The organism is Janthinobacterium sp. SUN120 (assembly GCF_030397735.1).
In the GTDB taxonomy this organism is placed as follows: Bacteria; Pseudomonadota; Gammaproteobacteria; order Burkholderiales; family Burkholderiaceae_D; genus Janthinobacterium; species Janthinobacterium kumbetense.
Window position 1 is genome coordinate 175,988 of the sequence record NZ_JAPUBW010000005.1, and the last position, 23,524, is coordinate 199,511.

General features: G+C 64.5%; 24 protein-coding genes. 14 read left to right on the top strand and 10 right to left on the bottom strand.

The window, feature by feature from the left end:
* Positions 1 to 94: 94 nt before the first annotated feature.
* Entirely contained in the window at positions 95 to 379 is a 285-nt protein-coding gene (locus O0879_RS23500) for a helix-turn-helix domain-containing protein (protein WP_289919075.1), read from the top strand.
* A 113-nt stretch (positions 380 to 492) separates the two neighbouring features.
* Positions 493 to 1,575, top strand: a complete 1,083-nt coding sequence (moaA, locus tag O0879_RS23505) for a GTP 3',8-cyclase MoaA (protein ID WP_289919077.1) — start codon at positions 493 to 495, stop codon at positions 1,573 to 1,575.
* A gap of 130 nt (positions 1,576 to 1,705) precedes the next feature.
* On the opposite strand, the gene O0879_RS23510 is transcribed toward moaA, so the two are convergent.
* On the bottom strand, positions 1,706 to 3,127 hold the full coding sequence (locus O0879_RS23510; protein ID WP_289919080.1) for a PLP-dependent aminotransferase family protein: 1,422 nt from the start codon (positions 3,125 to 3,127) through the stop codon (positions 1,706 to 1,708).
* 158 nt (positions 3,128 to 3,285) lie between these two features.
* On the opposite strand from O0879_RS23510, the gene O0879_RS23515 reads away from it, so the two are divergent.
* Both O0879_RS23515 and O0879_RS23520 read left to right on the top strand, forming a co-directional pair.
* Positions 3,286 to 4,248, top strand: coding sequence for a Dyp-type peroxidase (locus tag O0879_RS23515; protein ID WP_289919083.1), 963 nt, complete (start codon positions 3,286 to 3,288; stop codon positions 4,246 to 4,248).
* A 44-nt stretch (positions 4,249 to 4,292) separates the two neighbouring features.
* Positions 4,293 to 4,676, top strand: coding sequence for a hypothetical protein (locus tag O0879_RS23520; RefSeq protein ID WP_251350810.1), 384 nt, complete (start codon positions 4,293 to 4,295; stop codon positions 4,674 to 4,676).
* Positions 4,677 to 4,748: 72 nt separating this feature from the next.
* On the opposite strand, the gene O0879_RS23525 is transcribed toward O0879_RS23520, so the two are convergent.
* Complete coding sequence (locus tag O0879_RS23525; RefSeq protein WP_099664918.1) at positions 4,749 to 5,111, bottom strand: hypothetical protein; 363 nt, start codon at positions 5,109 to 5,111, stop codon at positions 4,749 to 4,751.
* Between the two features lie 226 nt (positions 5,112 to 5,337).
* Between O0879_RS23525 and msbA the strand changes: the two genes are divergently transcribed.
* A complete protein-coding gene (gene msbA / locus O0879_RS23530; protein WP_289899272.1) occupies positions 5,338 to 7,173 on the top strand; it encodes a lipid A export permease/ATP-binding protein MsbA in 1,836 nt (611 codons plus the stop codon).
* Between the two features lie 4 nt (positions 7,174 to 7,177).
* On the opposite strand, the gene O0879_RS23535 is transcribed toward msbA, so the two are convergent.
* The gene (locus O0879_RS23535; protein ID WP_289912040.1) at positions 7,178 to 7,585 is read right to left on the bottom strand and encodes a hypothetical protein; all 408 of its coding nucleotides are present in this window, start codon (positions 7,583 to 7,585) and stop codon (positions 7,178 to 7,180) included.
* A 77-nt stretch (positions 7,586 to 7,662) separates the two neighbouring features.
* On the opposite strand from O0879_RS23535, the gene O0879_RS23540 reads away from it, so the two are divergent.
* The 3 genes from O0879_RS23540 (at position 7,663) to O0879_RS23550 (ending at position 10,556) form a co-directional block, all read left to right on the top strand.
* A complete protein-coding gene (locus O0879_RS23540; RefSeq protein WP_289919086.1) occupies positions 7,663 to 8,790 on the top strand; it encodes a toxin-antitoxin system YwqK family antitoxin in 1,128 nt (375 codons plus the stop codon).
* Positions 8,791 to 8,869: 79 nt separating this feature from the next.
* On the top strand, positions 8,870 to 9,364 hold the full coding sequence (locus tag O0879_RS23545; protein WP_289919088.1) for a MarR family winged helix-turn-helix transcriptional regulator: 495 nt from the start codon (positions 8,870 to 8,872) through the stop codon (positions 9,362 to 9,364).
* Positions 9,365 to 9,440: 76 nt separating this feature from the next.
* On the top strand, positions 9,441 to 10,556 hold the full coding sequence (locus tag O0879_RS23550) for a toxin-antitoxin system YwqK family antitoxin (RefSeq protein ID WP_289919089.1): 1,116 nt from the start codon (positions 9,441 to 9,443) through the stop codon (positions 10,554 to 10,556).
* Here O0879_RS23550 and O0879_RS23555 read toward each other — a convergent pair.
* Positions 10,553 to 11,875 carry a chloride channel protein gene (locus O0879_RS23555; protein ID WP_289919091.1) on the bottom strand — a complete coding sequence of 441 codons (1,323 nt, stop codon included), beginning with the start codon at positions 11,873 to 11,875 and terminating at the stop codon, positions 10,553 to 10,555. The genes O0879_RS23550 and O0879_RS23555 overlap by 4 nt on opposite strands.
* An 86-nt stretch (positions 11,876 to 11,961) precedes the next feature.
* Positions 11,962 to 12,885: a LysR family transcriptional regulator gene (locus tag O0879_RS23560; RefSeq protein WP_289919093.1), complete on the bottom strand. Its 924-nt coding sequence runs from the start codon at positions 12,883 to 12,885 to the stop codon at positions 11,962 to 11,964.
* Between the two features lie 97 nt (positions 12,886 to 12,982).
* On the opposite strand from O0879_RS23560, the gene O0879_RS23565 reads away from it, so the two are divergent.
* Positions 12,983 to 13,993: a zinc-binding alcohol dehydrogenase family protein gene (locus tag O0879_RS23565; protein ID WP_289919096.1), complete on the top strand. Its 1,011-nt coding sequence runs from the start codon at positions 12,983 to 12,985 to the stop codon at positions 13,991 to 13,993.
* Between the two features lie 19 nt (positions 13,994 to 14,012).
* On the opposite strand, the gene nhaR is transcribed toward O0879_RS23565, so the two are convergent.
* The gene (gene nhaR, locus O0879_RS23570; RefSeq protein WP_251350801.1) at positions 14,013 to 14,912 is read right to left on the bottom strand and encodes a transcriptional activator NhaR; all 900 of its coding nucleotides are present in this window, start codon (positions 14,910 to 14,912) and stop codon (positions 14,013 to 14,015) included.
* A 159-nt stretch (positions 14,913 to 15,071) separates the two neighbouring features.
* Here nhaR and O0879_RS23575 point away from each other — a divergent pair, with 159 nt between their 5' ends.
* Positions 15,072 to 16,034, top strand: coding sequence for a TerC family protein (locus tag O0879_RS23575; RefSeq protein ID WP_289919099.1), 963 nt, complete (start codon positions 15,072 to 15,074; stop codon positions 16,032 to 16,034).
* Between the two features lie 69 nt (positions 16,035 to 16,103).
* Positions 16,104 to 16,505: a TerB family tellurite resistance protein gene (locus tag O0879_RS23580; protein ID WP_077401482.1), complete on the top strand. Its 402-nt coding sequence runs from the start codon at positions 16,104 to 16,106 to the stop codon at positions 16,503 to 16,505.
* 6 nt (positions 16,506 to 16,511) lie between these two features.
* Here O0879_RS23580 and O0879_RS23585 read toward each other — a convergent pair whose 3' ends face one another.
* Positions 16,512 to 16,865 (bottom strand): YnfA family protein, encoded by a 354-nt coding sequence (locus O0879_RS23585; RefSeq protein ID WP_099664910.1) that lies wholly within the window; start codon positions 16,863 to 16,865, stop codon positions 16,512 to 16,514.
* A gap of 45 nt (positions 16,866 to 16,910) precedes the next feature.
* The gene (locus O0879_RS23590; RefSeq protein WP_289919100.1) at positions 16,911 to 18,074 is read right to left on the bottom strand and encodes a sugar diacid recognition domain-containing protein; all 1,164 of its coding nucleotides are present in this window, start codon (positions 18,072 to 18,074) and stop codon (positions 16,911 to 16,913) included.
* Between the two features lie 146 nt (positions 18,075 to 18,220).
* Here O0879_RS23590 and O0879_RS23595 point away from each other — a divergent pair, with 146 nt between their 5' ends.
* Complete coding sequence (locus O0879_RS23595; protein ID WP_289919102.1) at positions 18,221 to 19,552, top strand: MFS transporter; 1,332 nt, start codon at positions 18,221 to 18,223, stop codon at positions 19,550 to 19,552.
* Between the two features lie 32 nt (positions 19,553 to 19,584).
* Entirely contained in the window at positions 19,585 to 20,853 is a 1,269-nt protein-coding gene (locus tag O0879_RS23600; protein ID WP_289919105.1) for a glycerate kinase, read from the top strand.
* Between the two features lie 2 nt (positions 20,854 to 20,855).
* On the opposite strand, the gene O0879_RS23605 is transcribed toward O0879_RS23600, so the two are convergent.
* Positions 20,856 to 21,869 (bottom strand): zinc-binding alcohol dehydrogenase family protein, encoded by a 1,014-nt coding sequence (locus O0879_RS23605; protein WP_289919106.1) that lies wholly within the window; start codon positions 21,867 to 21,869, stop codon positions 20,856 to 20,858.
* Between the two features lie 95 nt (positions 21,870 to 21,964).
* On the opposite strand from O0879_RS23605, the gene O0879_RS23610 reads away from it, so the two are divergent.
* Positions 21,965 to 22,879 (top strand): LysR family transcriptional regulator, encoded by a 915-nt coding sequence (locus O0879_RS23610; protein ID WP_289919107.1) that lies wholly within the window; start codon positions 21,965 to 21,967, stop codon positions 22,877 to 22,879.
* A 24-nt stretch (positions 22,880 to 22,903) separates the two neighbouring features.
* Here the strand turns inward: O0879_RS23610 and O0879_RS23615 are convergent, their stop codons facing one another.
* Complete coding sequence (locus O0879_RS23615; protein WP_077401501.1) at positions 22,904 to 23,281, bottom strand: cytochrome c; 378 nt, start codon at positions 23,279 to 23,281, stop codon at positions 22,904 to 22,906.
* Between the last annotated feature and the right edge of the window lie 243 nt (positions 23,282 to 23,524).

Below are 23,524 nucleotides of genomic sequence, written 5' to 3' on the forward strand. Positions count from 1 at the left end.
TTCCGGACAAAAAAACAGAGTACAGATGGCAAGATGACGATGCCGGTCGCGCCGGCGCCGGCCGTGATCTATGATGTGGACAAGGAGAAAAAACATGCACAAGGAAGACAAGGAAGACGGCATCGACGCGGCACTGATTGCGCTGCTGGCGCTGCTGTGGGAAGCGCGGCAGGAGGCGCCGGAGAAACCGTGGTCGCTGGCCAAGCTGGCCAAGCGGGCGGGAGTACAGATGAGCACTTTGTTGCGCCAGCTCAATGCGCTGTCCAGCGCGGGACTGGTGAACGTGACGACGGCGGAGAGCGGCGGCGGCAGCGCGCTGCTCAGCGCGGCGGGCGCCGAACTGTGCGTCACGGTGTTTGCCGCACCGCCAGCGCAGTAGGAGCACAGTCCCGCGCGTCTGTACTCTATCGGCCGGAGCCGGACTGTACCTCTTTGCCTGCCCCCATTCGTCCTATGCTACTTCCAGACGAATGCCTATCGAGGGGAAGCACCATGAACACCATCCTGTATCCGCAGCCGGCGCTCCGGCAGCCAAGCCATATCGAACCGTGCGTGGACATGCTGGGCCGCCCCCTGACGGACTTGCGCATTTCCGTCATCGACCAGTGCAACTTCCGCTGCACCTATTGCATGCCGGCCGAGCTGTACCCCAGCGACTACCCGTTTCTTCCATCGAGCGAGCGCCTGTCCTTCGCGCAGATCGAAACGATGGCGCGCGCCTTTGTGCGCCTCGGCGTCGACAAGATCCGCATCACGGGCGGCGAGCCGCTGCTGCGCAAGAACCTGGAACAGCTGATCGAGGCGCTGGCGAAACTGACCACGCCGGATGGGCGCGCCGTGAGCATCGCGCTGACGACGAATGGCAGCTTGCTGGCGGCCAAGGCGCAGTCGCTCAAGGATGCGGGCCTGGAGCGGGTCACCGTCAGCCTCGACAGCCTCGATAACGGTATTTTCCAGCGCATGAATGGCGTCGACTTTCCCGTCGAAAAAGTGCTGCACGGCATTGAGGTAGCGCAAGCCGTGGGCTTGACTCCCGTGAAGGTCAACATGGTGGTGCAGAAAGGCGTCAACGACAGCCAGATCGTGCCGCTGGCGCGCCATTTCCGCCACACGGGCGTGGTGCTGCGCCTGATCGAATTCATGGACGTGGGCGGCATCGGCGCCTGGTCGCGCACGCACGTCGTCACGTCCGAGGCGGCGCGCGCGCTGATCGCCGCCGAATTCCCCCTCGTGTCGCTGGGCGAAGGCAAGCCTGTCTCGCACGAAACGGCCAGCCGCTACCGTTATCTGGATGGCGGCGGCGAAGTGGGCTTCATTTCCAGCGTGTCGCAGCCGTTCTGCGGCGATTGCAGCCGCGTGCGCGTGTCGTCGGACGGCAAGCTGTTTACGTGCTTGTTCGCCCAGGACGGCCTCGACCTGCGGCCCCGGCTTGATTCCGCGCAAGGTCTGGAAAGCCTGCTGCGCCAGCATTGGCAGCGCCGTGGCGACCGCTATTCGGAAGTGCGCGGCGCACTGGCCCAGCTGGGCGGGCGCAAGCAATATCCCACCGTGCGCATGTCGCTGGTGGGCGGATAACTGGTTTGCAACGCCTAGCAAAACCGTAGCGAGCGGAAGTAAGTTGTGGCTAAGAAGCGCAACTGTACGAAGGTACAGTGAGCATCGCAGGCCGCAAATTACGACGCGCAGTAGGTTTTGATAGGTGTTATTAGAGGAATTCGGTGATGAGCTTACCGAGCAGGATGATGGCTTGCTCGACGCCCACGCTCCACGGATAGCTGTAGTTGAGGCGGATGCAATGCTTGTAAGCCTGGCTGACGGAAAACATGCGTCCCGGACCCACCGTGATCTTGCATTCCAGCGCGCGCCGGTACAGCTGCATGGAGTCTATGTCGCCAGGCAATTCCACCCACAGCACGTAGCCGCCCTGCGGGTGCGAGATTTTCGTGCCAGCAGGAAAGAAACGCTGCACGGCGGCCGCCATGATGCGCGCCTGCTGGGCATACGCCTTGCGGGTGCGGCGCAGATGCTGTTCGTAGCCATCGTTTTGCAGGTATTCGGCGATGGCCAGCTGGGGAAACGAGGACGTGGCCAGGGTGTTGAGGAATTTGAGTTCCTCCACCTTGCCCCGGTAGCGTCCGGCCAGCGCCCAGCCCACGCGCTGCGCGGAACTGAGGCTCTTGGAAAACGAGGAGCAATGCAGCACCAGGCCCTTGCGGTCGTAGGACTTGAGCGAGGTTGGGTGGGCGTCGCCGTAATACAGCTCGTTGTAGACGCCGTTTTCGATGGCGGGCACGTCGTGCTGCTCCAGCAGCTGGACCAGGGCCCGCTTGCGCTGGTCGGACATCTGGAATCCCAGCGGATTCTGGAAGTTCGGCATCACCATGACGGCGGCGATCGGCTGCCGGGCCATGATGTCGGCCAGCGCCTCGATGCTGATGCCTTCATACGGGTCGGTGGACACTTCCACCACCTTCATGCCCAGCCGTTCGACGGCCATCAGCATGGCGTAGAAGGTGGGCGACTCGACGGCGATGGTGTCGCCCGGCTTGGCCACGGCTTGCAGGCACAGGTTGATCGCTTCCGTGGCGCCCACGGTGACGATGATTTCGTCGGGATCGACGGCCAGGCCGTTTTCCATGTAGCGGCGGGCGATTTCGCGGATCAGTTGCGGGTTGCCCGGCGGCAGGTCGTCCGTCACGTTCCACGCGCGGTTGCGGCGCGCCACCGCGCCCGCATACTGGTTGATGCGTTCCCAGGGAAACAGCGACGGGTCGGGGTAGGGTGAGCCCAGCGGGATGGCGTCGTGCAAGCCGATCGAGCGCAGGGTCGACAGCACCAGGCGGCTCACGTGCACTTCCGCCGGCACGGGGCTGGGGTGCGACGCCTGCATGCAGATGGACGGCGCGGCTGTGTCGCCGGCCCGCTGGCGCACGAAGTAGCCGGACTGGGGCCGGCTTTCGATCACGCCCATGCCTTCCAGCTTGACGTAGGCGCGCAGCACCGTGGTGATGCTCAGCTTGTGCTGCTGGCTGGTCTGGCGCACGGAGGGAATGCGTTCGCCGGGCAAGAGCACGCCCTTGGCCACCAGTTGCTCGATGTCGCTGACGAGCTTTTCATACAATTTCATGCAATGGTATCCATTCTTATTCTTGCTCTACATCATTGCATTATCGTCCAATTCATGACTACCTATAGTTACAGTTATCGCATGTTGCCAAAATGAAACTGCCATCCGGCACTTCTGGTTTAAGATCCACATAGAAACGAAAAAGAGGAACAACTGTCATGGCAATTCCACAAAGCATGCTGTCTGTCGTCGCGCGCGACGAAGTGCATTTGCAGTTCAAGGTGAAGGCCGGCGTCGACATGCGGCAGCTGTTCCAGCGGCTGGGCAAGCTGTGGGAATCCGAAGTCACGGGCATTTTGGACCCCACCCTGAACCGCCACCATCAGTTGACGGGCGGCACGGCCAATGTGGTGCTGGGATTCAAGCCCGAACTGTGGCGCGCCGCGTGCCCCGGCTGCGTGCCGGACAATATGGCATCGTTCGCGCACGACCTGGTGGGCGCCAACGGCAAGACGGCGCCAGCCACCCAGCACGATTTCTGGGTCTGGATCACGCAGTCGAACGCGGCCACCCTGTACGACAGCATGCGCACGACGCTCACCTTGCTCAGTCCCTTCGCCGAGCTGGCCAGCGAACAGGTGTGTTTTCCGTATCACAATAATGTGACGTTTGACGGCTTTGCCGACGGCGTCGCCAACCCGAATCCGTTCCGTGCCAACGGCGTGGCCATCATTCCGGACGGCGAAGCGGGCGCGGGCGGTTCCACCGTGCTGCTGCAGAAATGGCGCATGGACGTGGAACGCCTGCGCGCCTTGCCCGTGCACGCGGCGGAGCAGGTGTGGGGCCGCACCAAGGCCGGCAGCCATGAATTGTCGCCGCTGCCCGTCGATTCCCACGTGGGCCGCAACCAGTTCATCCGCGATGGCGAGGAAGTCGATATCGTGCGCCGCAACGCCAATTACGCCAATGCCACCGAGGCGGGCGTCATGTTTGTCGGTTTTTGCAAGGACATCACCGTGACCATGGGCATGCTGCGGCAAATGTACGGCGTAGGCTATGATGGCGTCACCAAGACGGACCGGCTGCTGGATTTTTCCACGGCGCTGTCGTCGGCGATCTATTTTGTGCCCAGCATCGATGCCTTGCTGGCCGTGGGCATTTCGCCGGCGGACCCCGGCTGAGGGTCGCCCCGGCGGTCCCTATTTTTACTTTAAAGGAGTTTTCCATGCGTATACGTCCCGCCACACTGCTGTCCGCCCTGATCTTCGGCAGCGTCGTCTTCAGCGCTTCCGCTTCCGCCGTCGGCCTGGGTTTCCTGGCCGATACGCCGATGGCCTACCTGAACAAGAACGACAAGCCCGTCTTCGTCAAGGCCGTCACCGACGTGCTCAATGACAAGAAAGATGGCGAAACCGTGCAATGGAGCAATGAAGGCTTGCGCAATTCCGTGCGCATCGCCGCCGACATCACAGCCAGCGACACGCAAAAGACGGATGAGCAAACTTGCCGCAAGGTGCAGGTGGGCTTGAGCGCCAAGGGCCAGGAACAGACCCTCAAGCTGACGGTCTGCAAGGCCGGCACGGCCGCCTGGAAAGTGAAAAAACAATAAGCACCGGCCGCCGCCCTTCCTTGCCGGGAGGGCGGCGTCGCGATGACTGCCCGCAGCGTGCGCTGCGGCTGCCTAGTCGTGGTTGATGGCTGCCACCTGGTGCAAGCATGCCTCGTCGGTGAGCAAGGTGACCACCGCATTGGTTCTGGCATGGACGCGCACGCCCTTGAGCCAGTCCGGCAGGGCAAGGACGGCGCCCGCCACGATGGGCAGGATGACCTGGATCACGGGCTCGCTGCCCCTGGGCGGCGTCGCCTCGAAGTCCAGGTCCTGGATGCCGTCCTGCGGCGGCTTGAGGTAGACGCGCGGTGCGAGTGGGACCGCCTGCCAGCCGCCGGAGCTGACTTCGCCGATCGCGCTCACATGCAAATGCGGGGGAAGGCTCTTGTCGATGGCGAGGTGCACGGCCTTTACTTTGTAGATGGGAACGCTCATGGTATCTCCAGGAAGGATGGGGTGCGCCGCCAGGCCCGCGGCGTGTAGGGCCAGTCCCGATGTCTCGGCATCGTTAAGCTAGCTCAGCAAGTGTAGGTCGTATTTTCACCATCACCATCTCCAATTGTCACCATGGCCAGGCGCGCAAGCCATGCTGCTCTACTTTCTTGGGGGAAAGCCACCCGCAACGGTTAGAATCACGTTTTACCTTCTTTTTCCCATCTGCATGCAGCAAAGTCGCCTCCTGTTCTTCCGCCTGGCCGGCCAGTTTCGCCGCTATGGCGCCATCGTCGCCGCCACCTTGCTGGCCGTGGGCGTGGCGTCCGCCACCGATGTATTGTTAATCAGGCAATTGCAAAACGTCGTCGACGCCATGCGCGCGACGGCCAGCACGCAGGCCGCGCCCGCGTCCGGCGTGATGGGCATGCTGCAGGGCTGGGTCGACCGTTTCTTGCCGGCACAGGCGGGGCAGGTGGACTTGTGGGTGATTCCCGCCACCATCCTGGGCCTGGCCGTGTTGCGCATGGTGTCGAGCTTTGCCGGCGATTACGGTTCCGTCTGGCTATCGAGCCGGGTGCAGGCGGATTTGCGCGAAAAGATGTTCGCCACCATCATGCGCCTGCCCAGCCGCTTTTTCGACACCACCACCACCAGCCTGACGCAGTCGCGCGTGGCCTTCGACGCCAGCCAGGTGTCGCAGGCGGGCTTGAACGTGCTCAACGTGATGGTGCGCGATTCCGTCGCCACCGTCGGCTACCTGATTTTATTGTTCAGCATTGACGTGAAACTGGCCCTGTTCTGCATGGCGTCGATGCCCATCGTGGCCATCGTCGTGACCCTGGCGGGCCGCCGCATGCGCCACCTGAGCAAGAGTTCGCAGCAAGCCGTGGGCGAGCTGACGTCCGTGCTGGACGAAAGCATCGGCGGCCAGCGCGTGGTGAAAATCTTTGGCGGCCAGGATTATGAACAGGCGCGCTTCGTCAACGTCGTCAAGCGCAACCGCCAGCTGGCCGTCAAGCATGCCGCCACCTCGGCCATGAATTCCGGCTTCATCATGATGCTCGTCGGCATTACCCTGTCGTCCGTGATCTATTTCGCCATGCTGCGCGCGCAAAGCGGCGCCATCACGCCGGGCGCCTTCGTCGCCTTCATGGGCGCGCTGATGGCGATGCAGTCGCCGATCAAGAATTTGACCAAGATCAATGAGCCGCTGCAGCGGGGCTTGGCGGCGGCCGAGTCCGTCTTCGGCTTGATCGACACGCCGCTGGAACCGGACCCGGGCACCATCGCGCCGGTCACGGTGCAGGGCAATCTGTCCTTGCAGAACGTCAACTTCCGCTACAACAGCGACGATCCCGATGCGCCCACGGCCTTGAGCGATATCACGCTCGACATCCGCGCCGGTGAAACGGTGGCCCTGGTGGGCGGCTCCGGCGGCGGCAAGACGACCTTGCTGGGCTTGCTGCCGCGCTTCTACGACGTCAGCGGCGGCCAGATCCTGCTCGATGGCGTCGACCTGCGCGATTACGCCTTGCTGGCCTTGCGGCGCCAGTTCGCCCTCGTCAGCCAGGATGTGATCCTGTTCAACGACACGATGGCGGCGAACATCGCGTATGGCGACCCGGCCCCGGACCAGGTCCGCATCGAAGCGTCGGCGCGCGCCGCGTATGCGCACGATTTCATCATGCAGTTGCCGCAAGGCTACGAAACCCAGGCGGGGCAGAACGGTTCGCGCCTGTCGGGCGGACAACGCCAGCGCCTGGCCATCGCGCGCGCCCTGTACAAGGACGCGCCCATCCTGCTGCTCGATGAAGCGACCAGCGCGCTGGATACGGAGTCGGAACGTTCCGTGCAGGCGGCGCTGGAAGTGCTGATGCGCAACCGCACCACCATCGTCATCGCCCACCGCCTGTCGACCATCGAAAGCGCCGACCGCATCGTCGTCATGCAGGGCGGGCGCCTGGTGGAATCGGGCAGCCACGCCACCTTGCTGCAGCAGGGCGGCGCGTATGCGCGCCTGCATGCGAGCCAGTTGTCGCCCGTCAAGGATGGCGCGGCCTAGAACCTTAGAACACGTGAATTTCCTGTAATACCAGCATGGCGCCAGCCGCCGTGCCTTCCACGCGGAAGGTGGCGGTCAGGTCCGACCAGGCGCCGTTCAGTGGCAGGGCGTGGCGTGCTTCGGCGATCGCCACGCCGCCGTCCTCGCTTGCCGGGCGCTCGACGCAGCGTTCGTGCGGCGCGCCGCTGGCTTGCGCCGCCGGCGTGACGCGATACACGCTGCCATCCGCATACGGCTGCGGCGAACCATAACCCTCGATCACGGCGCGCAGCAGCGCCGGCGTCCAGCCGTAATACGCGTCGTGCGCCGTGCGCGCATGGGCGCACGCGTAATCGCCGCGCGCCAGGTCGGCGATCCAGGCGTCGATGATGTCCAGTATCTGTGTGTCGCTGGGGGCGGAGGGCAAGTGCATGGATTTCTTTCGTGACGGGGAAAAACGTTGCTTTCCATTATGATGGCCGCCGCACGATAACATTGCAACGGAACACAATGCACACACGACAGAAGACACGCGTGGCCCTGGCCGCGTTGCTGGGCATGGTCCTGGCCTCGCCGCTGGCGGCACAGGCACAGCCCGCAGGGCAAACGCCGACGCCAACCTTGCAGGAGGAAGACCGGACCATGTATTTGGATGAAAATTTCATGCCCAGCAATCAGCGCAGCGCCGTGTATGCGCTGCGCACGCCGCCCGTGCGCGACGAGGCGCTGGGCGCCTGGCATGTGCGGCTCGAATTTCCCGACACGCCGGGCGTGCCGGCCTTTGAAACCTATGCCACGGACCTGGACTTGAGCCAGGTCAAGTTCGTGAAGTTTCGCAAGTATTACCATGAAAATGGCCAGCTGCTGCGCGAAACCTACTTCGATGCCCAGGGCGAGGAATTGCTCGGCGGCAGCGTGTACTTCGAGAATGGCCAGGTCCAGCAGCGGGTGACCGCCTTGCCGAACGGGCGCGACAGCATCTCGGAAACGTATCACCAGAATGGCCAGCTGATGAGTCGCACGCTGTATCACGGCGACGAGATGGCCGATGGCGAGCAAGTGTCGTATGGCGCGAACGGGGCCGTCAGCAACCGCTCGTATCGACGCCATGGCCAGATGGATGGCGTGGAGGAATCGTTTTATGCGGATGGCAAGCTGTTCCGGAAGGGGCAGTATGTCGATGGCCAGCGCGAGGGCGAGTTCGTCATGTACGCGCAGGATGGCAAGGTGCTGGCCCGGACCGTCTGGGTGCACGGCCAGCCCGACGGCTGGTCGTTTGAAAGCCATGGCAATGGCGTCGTGTCGAACAAGACACTGTACCAGAAGGGTGCCGTGCTCAGCTTGCAAACGTGGGCCCCGAATGGCCGGCCCGTGTTTGCCTGGCAGAAAGACGCGCAGGGGCGCGACCACGGCGACACGACGGATTGGCATGCCAACGGCGCGCGCGCCAGCGTGACCCCGTTTGTCGAAGGCCAGCGCCACGGCTTGCTGCAGACCTGGTACAGCGACGGCAGCCTGCGGCAGATCGTGCCGTATGAGCACGGCAAGAAGCACGGCATCGAGCGCCACTGGGACCAGGCCGGCAAGCTGGTGCTGGAGCAGGCGTGGCAAGCCGGAGAGCCAGTTTCCATGCGCTAGGAGTCGTCCGCCTTTGCAGGTATCATGCAGGGATTCCGGCCCGCCAGCAGGCGCGAAGCCGGCAGGATAACTGGAGGCAATGGTGGTGGAAGCGGAAGTTTCGGCGATGGCCAGGGCGCAAGGCATGGCCTTGCAAAACATGCGCGTCGTCATGCGCGCGGCGCAGCGCCACTCGGCGCAAATCGAAAAGCAATGCGGCGTGTCGGGCGCGCAATTGTGGGTGATGCAGGAATTGCTGGAACGGCCAGGCTTGCGCATGGGCGAGCTGGCCAGCAAGATGTCGATCCACCAGACGACGGCCAGCAACCTGGTCGAGGCGCTGGTCAAAAAAACCTATGTGCGCAAGGCGCGCGACCAGCCCGACCAGCGCGTCGTCACCCTGACCCTGACGGAGGAAGGGCAAGCCGTCATCGCCGGCGCGCCGCAGCCGGCGCGCGGCTTGCTGCCCAGTGCGCTGGCCCAGCTGGACCCCGACAGCCTGGCGCACCTGAACCAGGGCTTGAACGCCTTGCTGGCCGTCGTCGCCCCCGACGACCGGCAGGCGGGCATGCAGCCGTTTCCGTTCACCATGTAGTCACGCGCAAGCGTGTGGCGCGCCGCCCCGCTTGCCCGTATCATCGGCGCCGTCGCACCGTTGATGAAAGCATGCATTGAAGATACTCACCTCTGTTTTGCTGGCCTCTGTCCTGGCCGGTTCCCCGTCCGTTTCCATGGCCAGCGCCCCGGCCACCCCGGCCTTGGCTGCCGAACAGTCGCCGGCGTCCCTGTATTTTGACGGGGATTACCAGCCCGTGGCGCCCGCCGCGGCCGTGTACGAGCAGCGCGCGCCGCTGCGCCACGATGCGGCCCGCCAGGCATGGCATTGGCAGCTGCATTTCGCGCAGCCGCCGGGCAAGCTGCACATGGATGCCTGGCTGCTGGGCACCGACGTGGCGTCGCCGCGCTACGCTGGCCGGCGCAGCGTGTATTTTGCCGATGGCCAGCTGGGCCTGCTGGAAGAGCGCAACGGGGAGGGCGATTTCAATGGCGTGAACGTGGAATACTATGCGGACGGGACGGTGAAGAGCCGCAAGGCGTACCGCGACGGCGAGTACGACGGCTTGCACAGCCACTTTCATGCGAATGGCCAGCTGAGGCATGCCTTGCTGTACCAGGCGGGCCAGCCCGCCGATGGCGAATTCCTGAGCTTTGACGAGCATGGCCAGGTCAGCAACCGCGCGCATTTCGTCGATGGCGTGCTGACCGGTGAAGTGACGGCGTTTCATGCGGATGGCCGGCTGGCCGAGCGGGGACCGTATCTGGACGGCCAGCGCAACGGCTTGCACCAGGCCTGGTGGCCGGACGGCCGAGAAATGTCGCGCCTCAATTTCCTGCATGGCAAGCCGCAGGGCTGGTCGCTGCTGTATTTCGCGAATGGCCAGCTGGACCAGAAAAACCTGTTCGAGGATGGCGTCATGCTGAGCACGCAAAGCTGGCGCGACGATGGCACGCCGCTGCGCCAGCGCCAGCAGGATGAACAGGGCCGCGCGCAGGGCGAGGATAGGCAATGGCATGCGAACGGTACGCTGGCCCGGCTCGCTTCCTACCGCGATGGCGAGCCGCATGGCGCGTGGCGCGAATGGCATGCGGACGGCTCGCCCCGCCACGCCGTGGACTATGCGCGCGGGCGCAAGCAGGGCCTGGAGCGGGCCTGGGCCGGCGACGGCACGCGCACCGTCTGCGAGTGGCAGGATGGCCGTTTGCTGCGCGCCTGCCGCAATTTCTAGTGCGGTGGCGCGGGCAGCCGTTGCAGCTGCAGCTGCGCCAGCGCCCCGTACAGCGGTTCGCTGAGCACGCGCGACACGGTGCTGGCCACGACGGCGCAAGCCATCAGGCTGAGCACCATGCCGTGGCCGTCGACCATTTCCATGACAATAATGAAAGCCGTCAACGGCGCCTGCGTGGCGGCGGCCAGGAAACCCACCATGCCCAGCGCGATTAGGGCGGGCGCGTGCGGGTAGTGCAGCAATTGCGCAATGTCATGCCCGATGCCGGCGCCGATGGCCAGGGAGGGCGCAAAGATGCCCGCCGGCACGCCCGACCAGACGGTCAGCCACGTCGCCACATATTTGAAGGCAACGAAGGCGGGCGCCACGTCGGACGAGCCTTCCAGCATGGCGCGCGTGGCCACGGTGCCGCTGCCGAACGTGGCGCCATGGCTGGCGATGCCGATGGCCGCCACTAGCACACCGCAGACGGCGGCGAACAGCACGGGCCGGCCTTTTCTCCATGCGGACAGTTTCCCCAGCGGATTGCCTCGGGCGGACGCCAGCAGCAGGCGCGCAAACAGGCCGCCGGCCACGCCCGCGACCAGGGTCACCAGCAAACCCGGCAAGGCCAGCGCCAGGCCGATGGGGCCAGGGTGGATGATGCCGAAGTGGGTAGCGTTGCCGTGGATGGACACGGCCATCATGCCGGCCAGCACGATGCCCGCCACGATGAGGCCGCTGTTGCGCTGCTCGGGCGAGCGCGACAGTTCCTCGATGGCAAACATGACGCCCGCCAGCGGCGTATTGAAGGCGGCCGCGATGCCGGCCGCGCCGCCCGCCACCAGCAGGGAATGGGCGCTCACCTGCGAGTGGCGGGGCAGCCAGCGGCGCGCGGCCAGCATCACGCCGGCGGCGATCTGCACGGACGGTCCTTCGCGTCCCAGCGAGAGTCCTCCCAGCAAGCCGCCCGCCGTCAGGCCGATCTTCGCGGCGCTGAGTTTCAAGGAGACAAACAAGGAGCGCTGTTCGGGCGCCACGGCCGGGTCCAGTGTCGCCATCACTTGGGGGATGCCGGAGCCGGCCGCGCCGATCGCGTAGCGGCGCGTCAGCCAGACGAGCAGGGCGGCGCAGGCGGGCGTCCACAGCAGGGCGAACCACCAGGCCTTGCCGTTAAAAAACAGGAACAGGTCCAGCGCTTCCTCGGCCAGCCACGTAAAGCCCACGACGACGAGACCGGCGATGGCGGCCATGCCGACGACGACGGCGCGCGACCACCACAGGCGCGGGTTGGCAAATTCATGCTTGAAGGCAGAGGGAATATCGTGCAAGTGCTTCATTGCGGCAAGTCCAGGAAGGGGCGCGCAGGGCGTCGGGAAGACTTGCCATTATAAAGATATATTTGTCCGAATGTTTTTCCTCTGCCTTATTTGTGGGCAATTGACGACAACAGCTGCGCCTCGGCCAGGAAATCGACGAGCGCCCGCACTTTCGGCGCCAGGTGCGGCCCGGACGGCCACAACAGCCAGCAACCGTGGGCCGGATGGCCGCTGATGGCGTAATCCTTCAGCACCTCGATGAGGCTGCCGTCAGCGAGTGCCGGGCGCACATGAAAGTCGGGCAGCCAGGCGATGCCCAGGCCTTGCCGGGCAAAGTGCAGCCGCGCTTCCACATTGTTGCAGATCATGGACAAAGGCAAGTCCGGCGCAGCCTCGCCATCGTCCTGGCGCAAGCGCCACTGCTCGACCTTGCCGCTGTGGCGGAAGCGGTAGTGCAGGCAAGCATGTTGTTGCAGCTCAAGGGGATGCTGCGGCGTGCCGTGGCGCGCCAGATAGGCGGGGGAGGCCACGAGGCAAGAGCGGAACTGGCCCAGCTTGCGCGCGGCCAGGCGCGAATCGCGCGGTGCGCCGATGCGGATGACGGCGTCGAAGCCATCGCCGACGACGTCGGCCAGCGCGTCGGAAAAGTCCAGCTCCAGCGCGATGGCGGGGTGCTGCGCGGCAAAATCGGCCAGCGCGGGCAGGAACACGCCGCCCAGTTCCGGCAAGCCCAGGCGCAGGCGTCCCCGCGGCGCGCGCGCTCCCGCCAGTTCTTCCTGCGCCGCCTGCATTTCCGCCAGGATGCGTTCGCTGCGCGTCAAAAACAGCTGCCCCTCGGCTGTCAGGCTCAGCTGGCGCGTGCTGCGCTGGAACAGGCGCGCGCTCAGCCGCTGCTCGAGCCGGGCCAGGCTCTTGCTGACGGCCGACGGTGAAATGCCGGCCTGGCGCGCGGCGGCGACAAAGCTGCCCGCCTGGGCCAGTTGCACGAACAGGGCCACGCCGGAGAGATTATCTGTTTCCTGGTTTTGCATGATTCATGACAGTTTGGTCAGCAGTGAAACGCATTGAAGCATATTTTTCTTTGTTGCGTGGCTGCTTACCATGGGCTTTTATCTGCGGGGGGTGGCAATGAAGACGATCGGTTTCAACAAGGGCAGCGGCGTGGGCGACGAGCATGGCTTGTTCGACGTGGAGGGGCCGATGCCCGTGCCCGGCCCGCGCGACGTGCTGGTGCGGGTGCGGGCAATGGGCGTCAACCCGCTCGACACCAAGGTGCGCGCCGGGCTGGTAGAAGTGCCTGAGCGTGTCGTGACCCTGGGCTGGGATGCGGCCGGTACCGTGCATGCGGTGGGCAGCGAAGTCACCCTGTTTGCGCCGGGTCAAGCCGTGTATTACGCGGGTTCGTTCGACCGCGCGGGCGCCAATGCCGAATATCACCTGGTCGATGAGCGCATCGCGGGGGCCATGCCGGCATCGCTGGACTTTGCGCAGGCGGCCAGCGTGCCATTGGCGGCGCTGACGGCGTGGCAATTGTTGTTCGAGCGCTTTGCCATCGCGCCCGGCGATATGCAGCCGCGGGGCAGCCTGCTGGTGCTGGGCGGCGCGGGCGGCGTCGGTTCCATGCTGATCCAGTTGGCGCGCCAGCTGACGGGTTTTATCGTGATCGCCACGGCGTCGCGCGGCGACAGCATGGCGTGGTGCCGCGCCATGGGTGCCCATCACGTGATCGACCACACGCTGCCGCTGGCGGCGCAGGTAGCGGCCTTGCACGTGGCGCCCGTGCGCCACGTCGCCGCCCTGTCGCACACGGCCCAGCATGCCGCGGCGCTGGTGGAGCTGATCGCGCCGCACGGCAAGCTGGCCGTCATCGATGACCACGATGTTTTCGACGCGGCGCCGCTGAAGGGCAAGAGCATCTCGCTGCACTGGGAAATGGTGTTTACGCGGCCGTTGTTTGCTACCGACGATATGCTGGAGCAGCACCGCATTTTGCAGCGCGTGGCGCGGCTGCTGGATGACGGCGTGCTGCGCCACACGGTGCGGCAGCGCCTGTCGCCCATGGATGCGGCCACCTTGCGGCGCGCCCACGCGCTGCTGGAGCGGGGCGGGCAGCCGGGCAAGATCGTCGTCGGCGACTGAACCGGCTTGCAAGGCAGGCTTACACGAACAGCTCGCGCCGCGCGCTCTGGCTGATGGCGATGGTGGCCGGGTGGCTCAGGCGCCGTTCCGTGGTGATCGCATACACTTGCTCGACGAGGCTGTCGACCCGGCCCAGCGCCACCACGGCGTATTGTTCGCAGACCTGGGGCGCGATGACGGTGGGCGCGAAGAACAGGCCGGCGCCGGACTGGCCGAAGGCTTTCATCATGGCGCTGTCGTCGAATTCGCCGACGATGCGCGGGTGCAGCTTGTTGTCGCCCAGCCACTGCAGCAAGCGCCCGTAGATGGCGAAGTCTTCGCCGGGCAGCAGCAGCGGCGCCCCATCGAGGCATTGCGGAAAGCCGCCCGCCAGGGTGGCGGCCAGCGCCGGCGTGCCGAACAGGGTCATGCCGCTTTCGCCCAGCAAGTGGTTAAAGCCGCGCACGCTCAAGTGGGCCGGCATGGGGCGGTCCGCCATGATCAGGTCCAGCCGGTGCACGGCCAGGTCCGCCAGCAGGCTGGCCAGCCTGCCTTCGCGGCAAATGATGCGCAGCGGCTCGGCCAGTCCCAGCGCCGGCGCGACGAGGCGGCAAGCGATCAGTTTCGACACGGAATCGGCGCAGCCCACGCGGAAGGTCGTCGTCGTGGTGCGCGACTGGTCGCGCACGATTTCCAGCAATTCATCGCCCGTGCTGAAAATGCTTTCGGCATGGCTGAGGATGCGCCGGCCCGTATCCGTCAATTCCAGCTGGCGCCCGCTGCGGCGGAACAGTTCCACGCCCAGGGTGTCGGCAAACTCGCTGAGCTGGCCGGAAATCGACTGCGGCGTCAGGTGCAGCTGCTCGGCCGCGCGCGCGATGCTGCCCGTCTTGGCCACCATCCAGAAATAGCGCAAGTGCTTGAAGTTGAGTGTGGACATGGTGTTTCCCGGAAAATAAATACATCGAATTTTTCGATGTATTCTTAAATTATATTCGATTTGTTCGATGTTTATAAGAAGGCTATGATGGCTGCTCAATTCATGCAAGGAGAGTGCCATGGACTTCAGAATACAAACAGAGCATTGCGGAGGCCGCCGATGAACGGCCTGGAAAGTATTGCAACGGCACCCATGTGGGCCGGTTTCATCGCCTTTGTCCTCGTGATGCTGGCGCTGGACTTGTTCGTCTTCGGCGGCAACAAGGCGCACAAGGTGGGCGTCAAGGAAGCGGCGACGTGGTCGCTCGTGTGGGTCGGCCTGGCCCTGCTGTTCAACGGCGGACTGTGGTGGTATCTGAACGGCACGGCCGGTCCCGAGATCGCCAACCAGAAGGCGCTGGAATTTTTCTCCGGCTACCTGATCGAAAAAGCCTTGTCGGTCGATAACGTGTTCGTCTTCCTGCTGATCTTCAGCGCCTTCCAGGTGCCGATCCAGTACCAGCGCCGCGTGCTGATCTATGGCGTGCTGGGCGCGATCGTCATGCGCGCCGTGATGATCATGGCCGGTGCGTGGGTGGTGAGCGAGTTCAGCTGGGTGCTGTACCTGTTCGGCGCCTTCCTGCTGGTGACGGGCATGCGCATGCTGGTGGCGGCCGATGCGGAGCCGGACGTGGCGAACAACCCGGTGCTGCGCTTTGCCCGCCGCCACTTGCGGGTGGCCGATGGCGACCACGGCGAACGTTTCTTCGTGGCAAAGGGTGGTTTGCGCTATGTCACGCCGCTGTTCCTCGTGCTGATCCTGATCGAGGTGACGGACCTGGTGTTCGCGGTCGATTCGATCCCGGCGATCTTCGCCATCACGACGGACCCGTTCATCGTCTTCACGTCGAACCTGTTCGCCATCATGGGCTTGCGGGCACTGTATTTCCTGCTGGTGGATGTGGCGGACCGCTTCCACATGCTCAAGTATGGCCTGGCGATGGTGCTGGTGTTCATCGGCGCCAAGATGCTGATCATGCCGTGGTACCACGTGCCGGTGGAAGCGTCCTTGCTGGTGGTGGCGGTACTGATCGTGTCGAGTTGCGTGGCCAGCGTGTTCATCACCCGCAGCGACAAGAAGTAAATGTTGTACGGCGCGCCCCGCCTGGCGGTGGCGTGCCTTTTAATTGACTAATAGAAAGAGTAGAAAATCATGCGTACCTATGAAGCAAACAGTCCCCAGGCAGCGGGACGTATCCTGGCCCTGATGATGGTGGTCGACGGCAACCTGGCCAGCGCCGAGTTGCAAGCCATGCATCGCAGCAAGATCCTCGAGCATATCGACCTGGAACCGGCCGCCTTCCAGCAACTGCTGCAAGACTTGTGCGACGACATGCTGACGTCGACCGTGCATGGCGCCGTGCAGCTGGCCCATGGCGTGATCGACAGCTTGCTCGATGAAATCACGGACCCGGACTTGCGTCGCAAGCTGCTGCAAGCCATGTGGAAGATCGCCGATGCGGATGACTGGCTGGCCGATGGCGAAGCCGTCTTGCTGGCCCGCGCCAGCGCGGCATGGTCGGCGGAAACAAACTTCCGCGCGCATGCCGCTTGAGGAAAATCAAGCCGCCTTGTGTCCCATGGCAATGACGGCGGCGCCGGCCAGGGCCAGGCCCACGCCGGCGATGTCCGTCCAGGCGGGCGTGACGCCGTCCACCAGCCACAGCCATCCCAGCGCCGTGGCGATATAGATGGCGCCATACGTGGCATACACCCGGCCGCTGGCGGCCGGATGCAGGGTCAGCAGCCAGACGAAGATCAGCAGGCTGACGGCGGCCGGCAACAGCAGCCAGGCGCTGCCCTTGTTGCTCAGCCATAGCATGGGCAGGTAGCAGCCCAGCAGTTCGGCCACGGCCGTGACGGTAAACAGCCCGAAAGTGCGGGCAAGGCTGGTCCATTCGAAGGCGTCGTTCATGCTATTCCTGTTGTGCGGTCAGCCGCCATTGTAGACGGGCCTGCGTCAATTCAGTTGCAGGGCGACATACAGCAGCAGGCGGTCATCCGTGTCGTCCAGGTCCAGCCCCGTCAGTTCGGCGATCTTTTGCAGCCGGTAATCGAGCGTGTTGCGGTGGATGTGCAGTGCCCTGGCCGTGGCCATCGGGTGGCTGTGGTGGCGGAACCAGGCGGCCAGCGTGCGCATCAGGGGGCCGGACTTGCGGTCGTGCGCCTGCAGGCGGGCCAGGGTCTGGCGCAATTGCTCCGCCTGCCAACCGGCTTGCAAGCCGGACAGCAGCACGGGCAGGCTCAGTTCCAGGTAGGAAAAAGTGGCTTGCCCGCCATCGCGGGTGCGCCCCACGCGCGCCGTCTGCTTCGCCGATTCATACGACGCCGTCGCGCCATCGAGGCCCGGCAAAGCCACTCCCATGGACAGGGTGGCGGGCGGCGTGAGCGCCTGCTGCGCCACCTGGTGCAGTTCGAGCAGGCGCTGCCTTGCCTGCGCCGCGCGCGCCTGCTGCGGGCCGCTGGCGGGAAAGGCGTCGAGCAGCACCAGTTCGCCCGGCGAGACGACGGCCATCAGCAGGGCGGGCCAGCGCGCCGACAGGTCGGACTGCACCTGCTGCAGCTGCGTCAGCACCTGGTCCAGCCGCTCGCCCGGACCTTCTCCCGCATCGGGTATTTCCAGCACGAACATGGCGCGCGGCACGCGCAAGTCCAGCGCCAGGCGTGCCGCCCACGCTTGCATGCTGGCATCGGAAATGCCCGTGCGGTACACGAGCTGGAACACGAATTCCTCGCGGTAGCGCTTTTCGTGCTGCAACTCGCTGACCAGCCGCGCCTGCTCCAGCATCATTTCCGCCATGGCCCGCACCAGTTCGCCGAACTGGCGCACGGCGTCCGGTTCGCCCGTCAGGCCCAGCACGCCGCAAATCTCGCCGCGCACCGTCAGGGGCAGGTTGATGCCGGCCCGCGTGCCCGGCAGCCTGGCCATGTCGGCCGCGCCGATTTCCACGCTGGCGTGCCGGGCCAGCGCCAGTTGCGCGCCCGGATGCAGGTCGCCCACGCGCTGCGGGTCGCCGCTGGCCAGGATCACGCCGCGCGCATCGATCACGTTGACGCTGAAGGGAATGATGTGCATGGTGCGCCGGACGATGTCCTGCGCCAATGGGGGATCGATGCTCGGCATGGTATTCACCTTCTGGTTTTGTGCATTTGCATGGAATAATCGGATTCAAGACGGGTTTTCTTCATGCATCCGCACGATGACTGTTTCTGTGGGCGATTGTACGATGGGCTGGTCGCATCCCATAAAAAAATAGTCAGGAGACACCCATGACCACCCATCCAGGCGCCAGCCTGTCCGCCGGCGCGTCCGCGCAGGACCGCGTGCGCGAAGGCGCCTACCGCAAGGTCACCTTGCATCTGATCCCCTTCATCTTCATCTGCTACCTGTTCAATTACCTGGACCGTGTCAATGTCGGCTTTGCCAAGCTGCAAATGCTCGATGCGCTGCAATGGAGCGAAAGCGTGTACGGCCTGGGCGCCGGCATTTTCTTCATCGGCTACGTGGCCAGCGGCGTGCCCAGCAATCTGCTGCTGCACCGCCTGGGCGCGCGCAAGGTCATCGGCACCCTGATGATCGCCTGGGGCATCGCCTCGGCCTGCCTGATGTTCGTCACCACGCCGGCCGCGTTCTACTCGCTGCGCTTCATCACGGGCGTGTTCGAGGCCGGTTTCTTCCCCGGCATCGTGCTGTACTTTACGAACTGGTATCCCGCTTCGCGCCGGGGCCGCATCATGGGCCTGTTCATGTCGGCCATTCCCATTTCCGGCTTGCTGGGCAGCCCCCTGTCGGGCTGGATGATGCAATCGTTCGCGGGCCACGGCGGCTTGGCCGGCTGGCAATGGATGTTCTTGCTGCAAGGCATTCCCACCGTGCTGCTGGGCTTTCTCGTGTATGTGCTGCTGAACGACGGCATCGCCCAGGCGAAGTGGCTCAATACTGAAGAAAAGCAGCTGCTGCGCGCCGACCTCGACGAGGACGAACGCCAGCGCCGCAACAGCGCGAGTACGGCCGACACCTTCGCCAGCGTGCTGCGCAACAAGCACGTGTGGATGCTGGGCCTCGTGTATTTCTGCATCCAGATGGGCGTGTACGCGATCAATTTCTGGCTGCCCACCATCGTCAAGTCGCTGGGTTTCGCCAGCCCCGTGGCCGTGGGCTGGATCAGCGCCATTCCCTACCTGTGCGCCAGCATCTTCATGATCTGGGTGGGCCGTTCGGCCGACAAGCACAAGGAACGCCGCTGGCATTTGAGCGGCCCTCTGCTGATGGCGCTGTGCGGCTTGCTGCTGGCCACCCAGGCACACGGCAACGTGGTCGTCGCCCTCATCGGCCTGTCGCTGGCGACCATGGGCGCGCTGTCCGGCCTGCCCATGTTCTGGCCCTTGCCGACGGCGTTTCTCGGCAGCGCGGCGGCGGCCGGCGGCCTGGCGCTGATCAATTCGCTGGGCCAGGTGGCGGGCTTCGTCAGCCCCTTCCTCGTCGGCTGGATCAAGGATGCGACGGGGGGCACCGACGTGGCCCTGTATATTCTTTCCGCAGTCATGCTGCTGGGCGCCATACTGGTGCTGCGCGTTCCCGCGCGCATCGTGAACCGTTGAACGAAGCTGCCATCGAACCGGAGGAATTGACCATGACGACCACCCCGGCGCCGCGCGCCTTGCTGCAAGCCATGTTCCAGGCCGCTATCGAAGCGGCCCAGCCATCGCACTGCATACCGCCCCATCTGCCGCCAGCGCCCAAGGGCCGCCTGATCGTCATCGGCGCCGGCAAGGCGTCGGCCGCCATGGCGCAAGCCGTGGAACGGCACTGGCCGGGACCGCTGTCCGGGCTGGTCGTCACGCGCTACGGCTATGCCGTGCCCTGCGAACGCATCGAGATCGTGGAAGCGTCGCACCCCGTGCCGGACCAGGCCGGCATGGACGCGGCGCGCCGCATGCTGGAACTGGTCGGCAACCTGCAGGCCGACGATACGGTGCTTTGCCTGATTTCGGGCGGCGGCTCGTCCCTGCTGGCCTTGCCGCTCGATGGCATCACTTTGGCCGACAAGCAAGCCTTGAACCGCGCGCTGCTGGCGTCCGGCGCCACCATCGGCGAAATGAATTGCGTGCGCCGCCATTTGTCCGCCATCAAGGGCGGGCGCCTGGCGGCCGCCTGCCATCCGGCGCAAGTCATCACTTTGGCGATTTCCGACGTGCCCGGCGACAAGCTGGGCGACATCGCGTCCGGCCCCACGGTGGGCGACGCGACGACATGCGAGGATGCGCTGGCCATCGTGCGCCGCTATGGCATGGACTTGCCGGACAGCATACGCGCCACCTTGGAAAGCGGGCGCGGCGAATCCGTGAAACCCGATGATCCCCGCCTGGCGCGCACGCGCACGACCCTGATCGCCACGCCGCAGATGGCGCTGGAAGCGGCGGCGCAGGTGGCGCGCGCGGCAGGCGTCACGCCGTATATATTGGGCGACAGCCTGGAAGGCGAGGCGAGGGACGTGGGCAAGGTGATGGCCGGCATCGCGCTGCAAACGGCGCAGCGGGGCCAGCCGTTTCCCGCCCCGTGCGTGCTGCTGTCGGGCGGCGAAACGACCGTCACCGTGCGCGGCAACGGGCGCGGCGGGCGCAACGTGGAATTCCTGCTGGCGCTGGGCATCGCGCTCGATGGACGCGAGGGTATCGACGCGCTGGCCGGCGACACGGATGGCGTCGACGGCCAGGAAGACATAGCCGGCGCGGTTCTTGCGCCGGACACCCTGCAACGGGCCTGGGCGCTGGGCATCAAGCCCCGCGACAGCCTGGACAACAACGATGGCCACGGCTTCTTCCAGACGCTGGGAGACAGCGTGGTCACGGGCCCGACATTGACGAATGTCAATGATTTCCGGGCCATCCTGATTACCTGAATTTAGAACCCTTCCAGCACGATCTTCCCTTTTGCCGTATTGCTTTCCAACAGGGCATGCGCGCGTTTCAGGTTTTGCGCGTTGATCGTGCCGAAGCGCTCTGCCAGGGTCGTCCTGATGACGCCGGCGTCCACCAGCTGCGCCAGCTCTTCCAGTAGTTCATGCTGTTTGACCATGTCCGGCGTCTGGAACAGCGAACGGGTAAACATCAGTTCCCAGTGCAGCGACACGCTCTTGCCCTTGAACTTGCGCACGTCGATGTACTCGGGGTCGTCGATCAGGGCAAACTTGCCTTGCGGCGCGATCAATTCCACGATCTGCTCGAAATGCCGGTCTGTCTGGTTCAGGCTGATCACATAGTCGACGGGCGGCAAACCCAGGCGCGTGATTTCCCCCGCCAGCGGCAGGCTGTGATCGATCACGTGGTGGGCGCCCAATCCCTTCACCCAGTCCGCCGTTTCCGCGCGCGAGGCCGTGCCGATGATGGTGACACCCGTCAATTGCCGCGCCAGTTGCACCAGCACGGAGCCGACGCCGCCGGCCGCGCCGATCACCAGCAGGGACTTGCCCGTCAAACTCTTGTCGCGGCTGAGCTGCAGGCGGTCGAACAGCAATTCCCAGGCCGTAATGGCCGTCAGCGGCAGGGCGGCGGCCGGAGCGAAATCGAGGCTGGCCGGCATGTGGCCGACGATGCGCTCGTCGACCAGCTGGAATTCGCTATTGCTGCCGGGGCGGTTGATGGCGCCCGCGTACCAGACCCTGTCGCCCACCTGGAACAGGGTGGCGTCGGGGCCGACGGCCGTGACGACGCCGGCCGCATCCCAGCCCAGCACTTCCGGCTGGCCCTCTTTCGGTGCGCGGTTCTTGCGCACCTTGGTGTCGACGGGATTGACGGAAATGGCCTTGACGGCGACGAGCAGGTCGCGCCCCGTGGCGACGGGCACGGGCAGCTCGATGTCGAGCAGGGCGTCGGCATCCGTGATGGGCAGGCTGTGGTGGTAGGCGATGGCTTTCATGTGCTTCCTCGTTGAGTGGATACCGTATGATGGTGGCAATGCCGCCCTGGAAACAGGGGGCGCGTACCGAAACACTTTCAAAGGAATGTTGAAAATTGCTGCGACTCGATGACTTGCAGGTATTTGTGCGCACGGCCGACCGGGGCAGTTTGTCGGCGGCTGCGCGCGAGATCGGCATCTCGCCCGCGCTGGCCAGCGCCGCCGTCAAGCGCCTGGAAGGCGTGTTGGGCTTGCGCCTGCTGGCCCGCACGACGCGCTCGCTGAGCCTGACGCCGGAAGGCACGCAATACCTGGAACATGCGCGGGAAGCCTTGCGCCTGCTGCGCGCAGGCCACGATGCCCTGCTGGCCGGCAAGGACAGTTTCGGCGGAACCTTGAAAATTGCCATGCCCTCCGACCTGGGCCGCAATCTGATGCTGGGCTGGCTGGACGAGTTCCAGCTGCGCCATCCGACACTGCATTACCAGCTCAGCGTCAGCGACCGGGTGGCCGACATGGTGCGCCAGCAAGTCGACGTGGCCATCCGCTATGGCCAGCAAGACGATTCGAGCCTGATCGCCATGCCGATCGCGCCCGCCAACGACCGGATGCTGGTGGCGTCGCCCGCCTACCTGCGCGAATACGGCCCTTTGCTGGCGCTGGAAGAGTTGTCGCAGCGCAATTGCCTGCGCTTCGCGCTGGAAGACGGCTTGCACGACCGCTGGACTTTTTACCGCCTGCCCCAGCGCGAGCAAGTGACGGTGTCCGTGAGCGGCAACCGCAGCGCCGACGACGCCGACCTGGTGCGCCGCTGGGCCGTGGCGGGACTGGGCATCGCCTATAAGTCGCGGCTCGACGTGGCGGGCGACTTGGACGCCGGCCGTCTGCAAGCGCTGTTGCCCGACGTGGCAGGCGAGGCCACGCCCTTGCACCTAGTCTGCACGCACCGGGCGCAGGTGACGCCGCTGGTGCTGCAGTTGCGCGATTTCCTGCGCGACAAATGTGCGCAGTTATTAAAACGGCAGAATTGACCGGAGAGCGTTGCTTATCTGATATCAGCGATTTTTTAAAATCACATCGCTCATGTATTGATTCAAATCGCGAAAGTCTTTTACCCGCCAGGCATATGGCGCAATCTTGACGCCATTCTCTTTCAAGGTCTTGGGAATCAGATCGCCATTCGGACGCAGGATGACCGACGATACGATCACGCCAGGATAATCCTTCAGGCGTTTTTTGAAGGCGGCGGTGGTCAGATCGGGCGTGGGCGGATTGCTTTTATTCGCCAACGGCCCCGTTCCCTTGATCTCTGCGCCATGGCACACGGCACAGCGCTGTACATACAGGGTTTTCCCATTCAGATTCTCCGCCAAGGCTGACGGCGCTTGAATCAGCGATAACGTTCCTAATGCAGCGATAAATAATATTTTCATTTCTTTTTAATGTGGATGTATTGTATGGATAATGTCTGGTTCGAGAGAAAAGACGGAATGCCATTGCAATACGCCATTCTCCCGATAACATTTTATCCGAGATGATTCATCATAATGTGCCCATGCCGGCGAGAGATTGGCTGGCAAACCATCGTGCCTGATTACAACTCGTTGCAAATGGCAATCATGCGCAGGTCAACCTGGGCGTACCCTCAAGCATTCTGCATGAAACCGCTTGAAGGA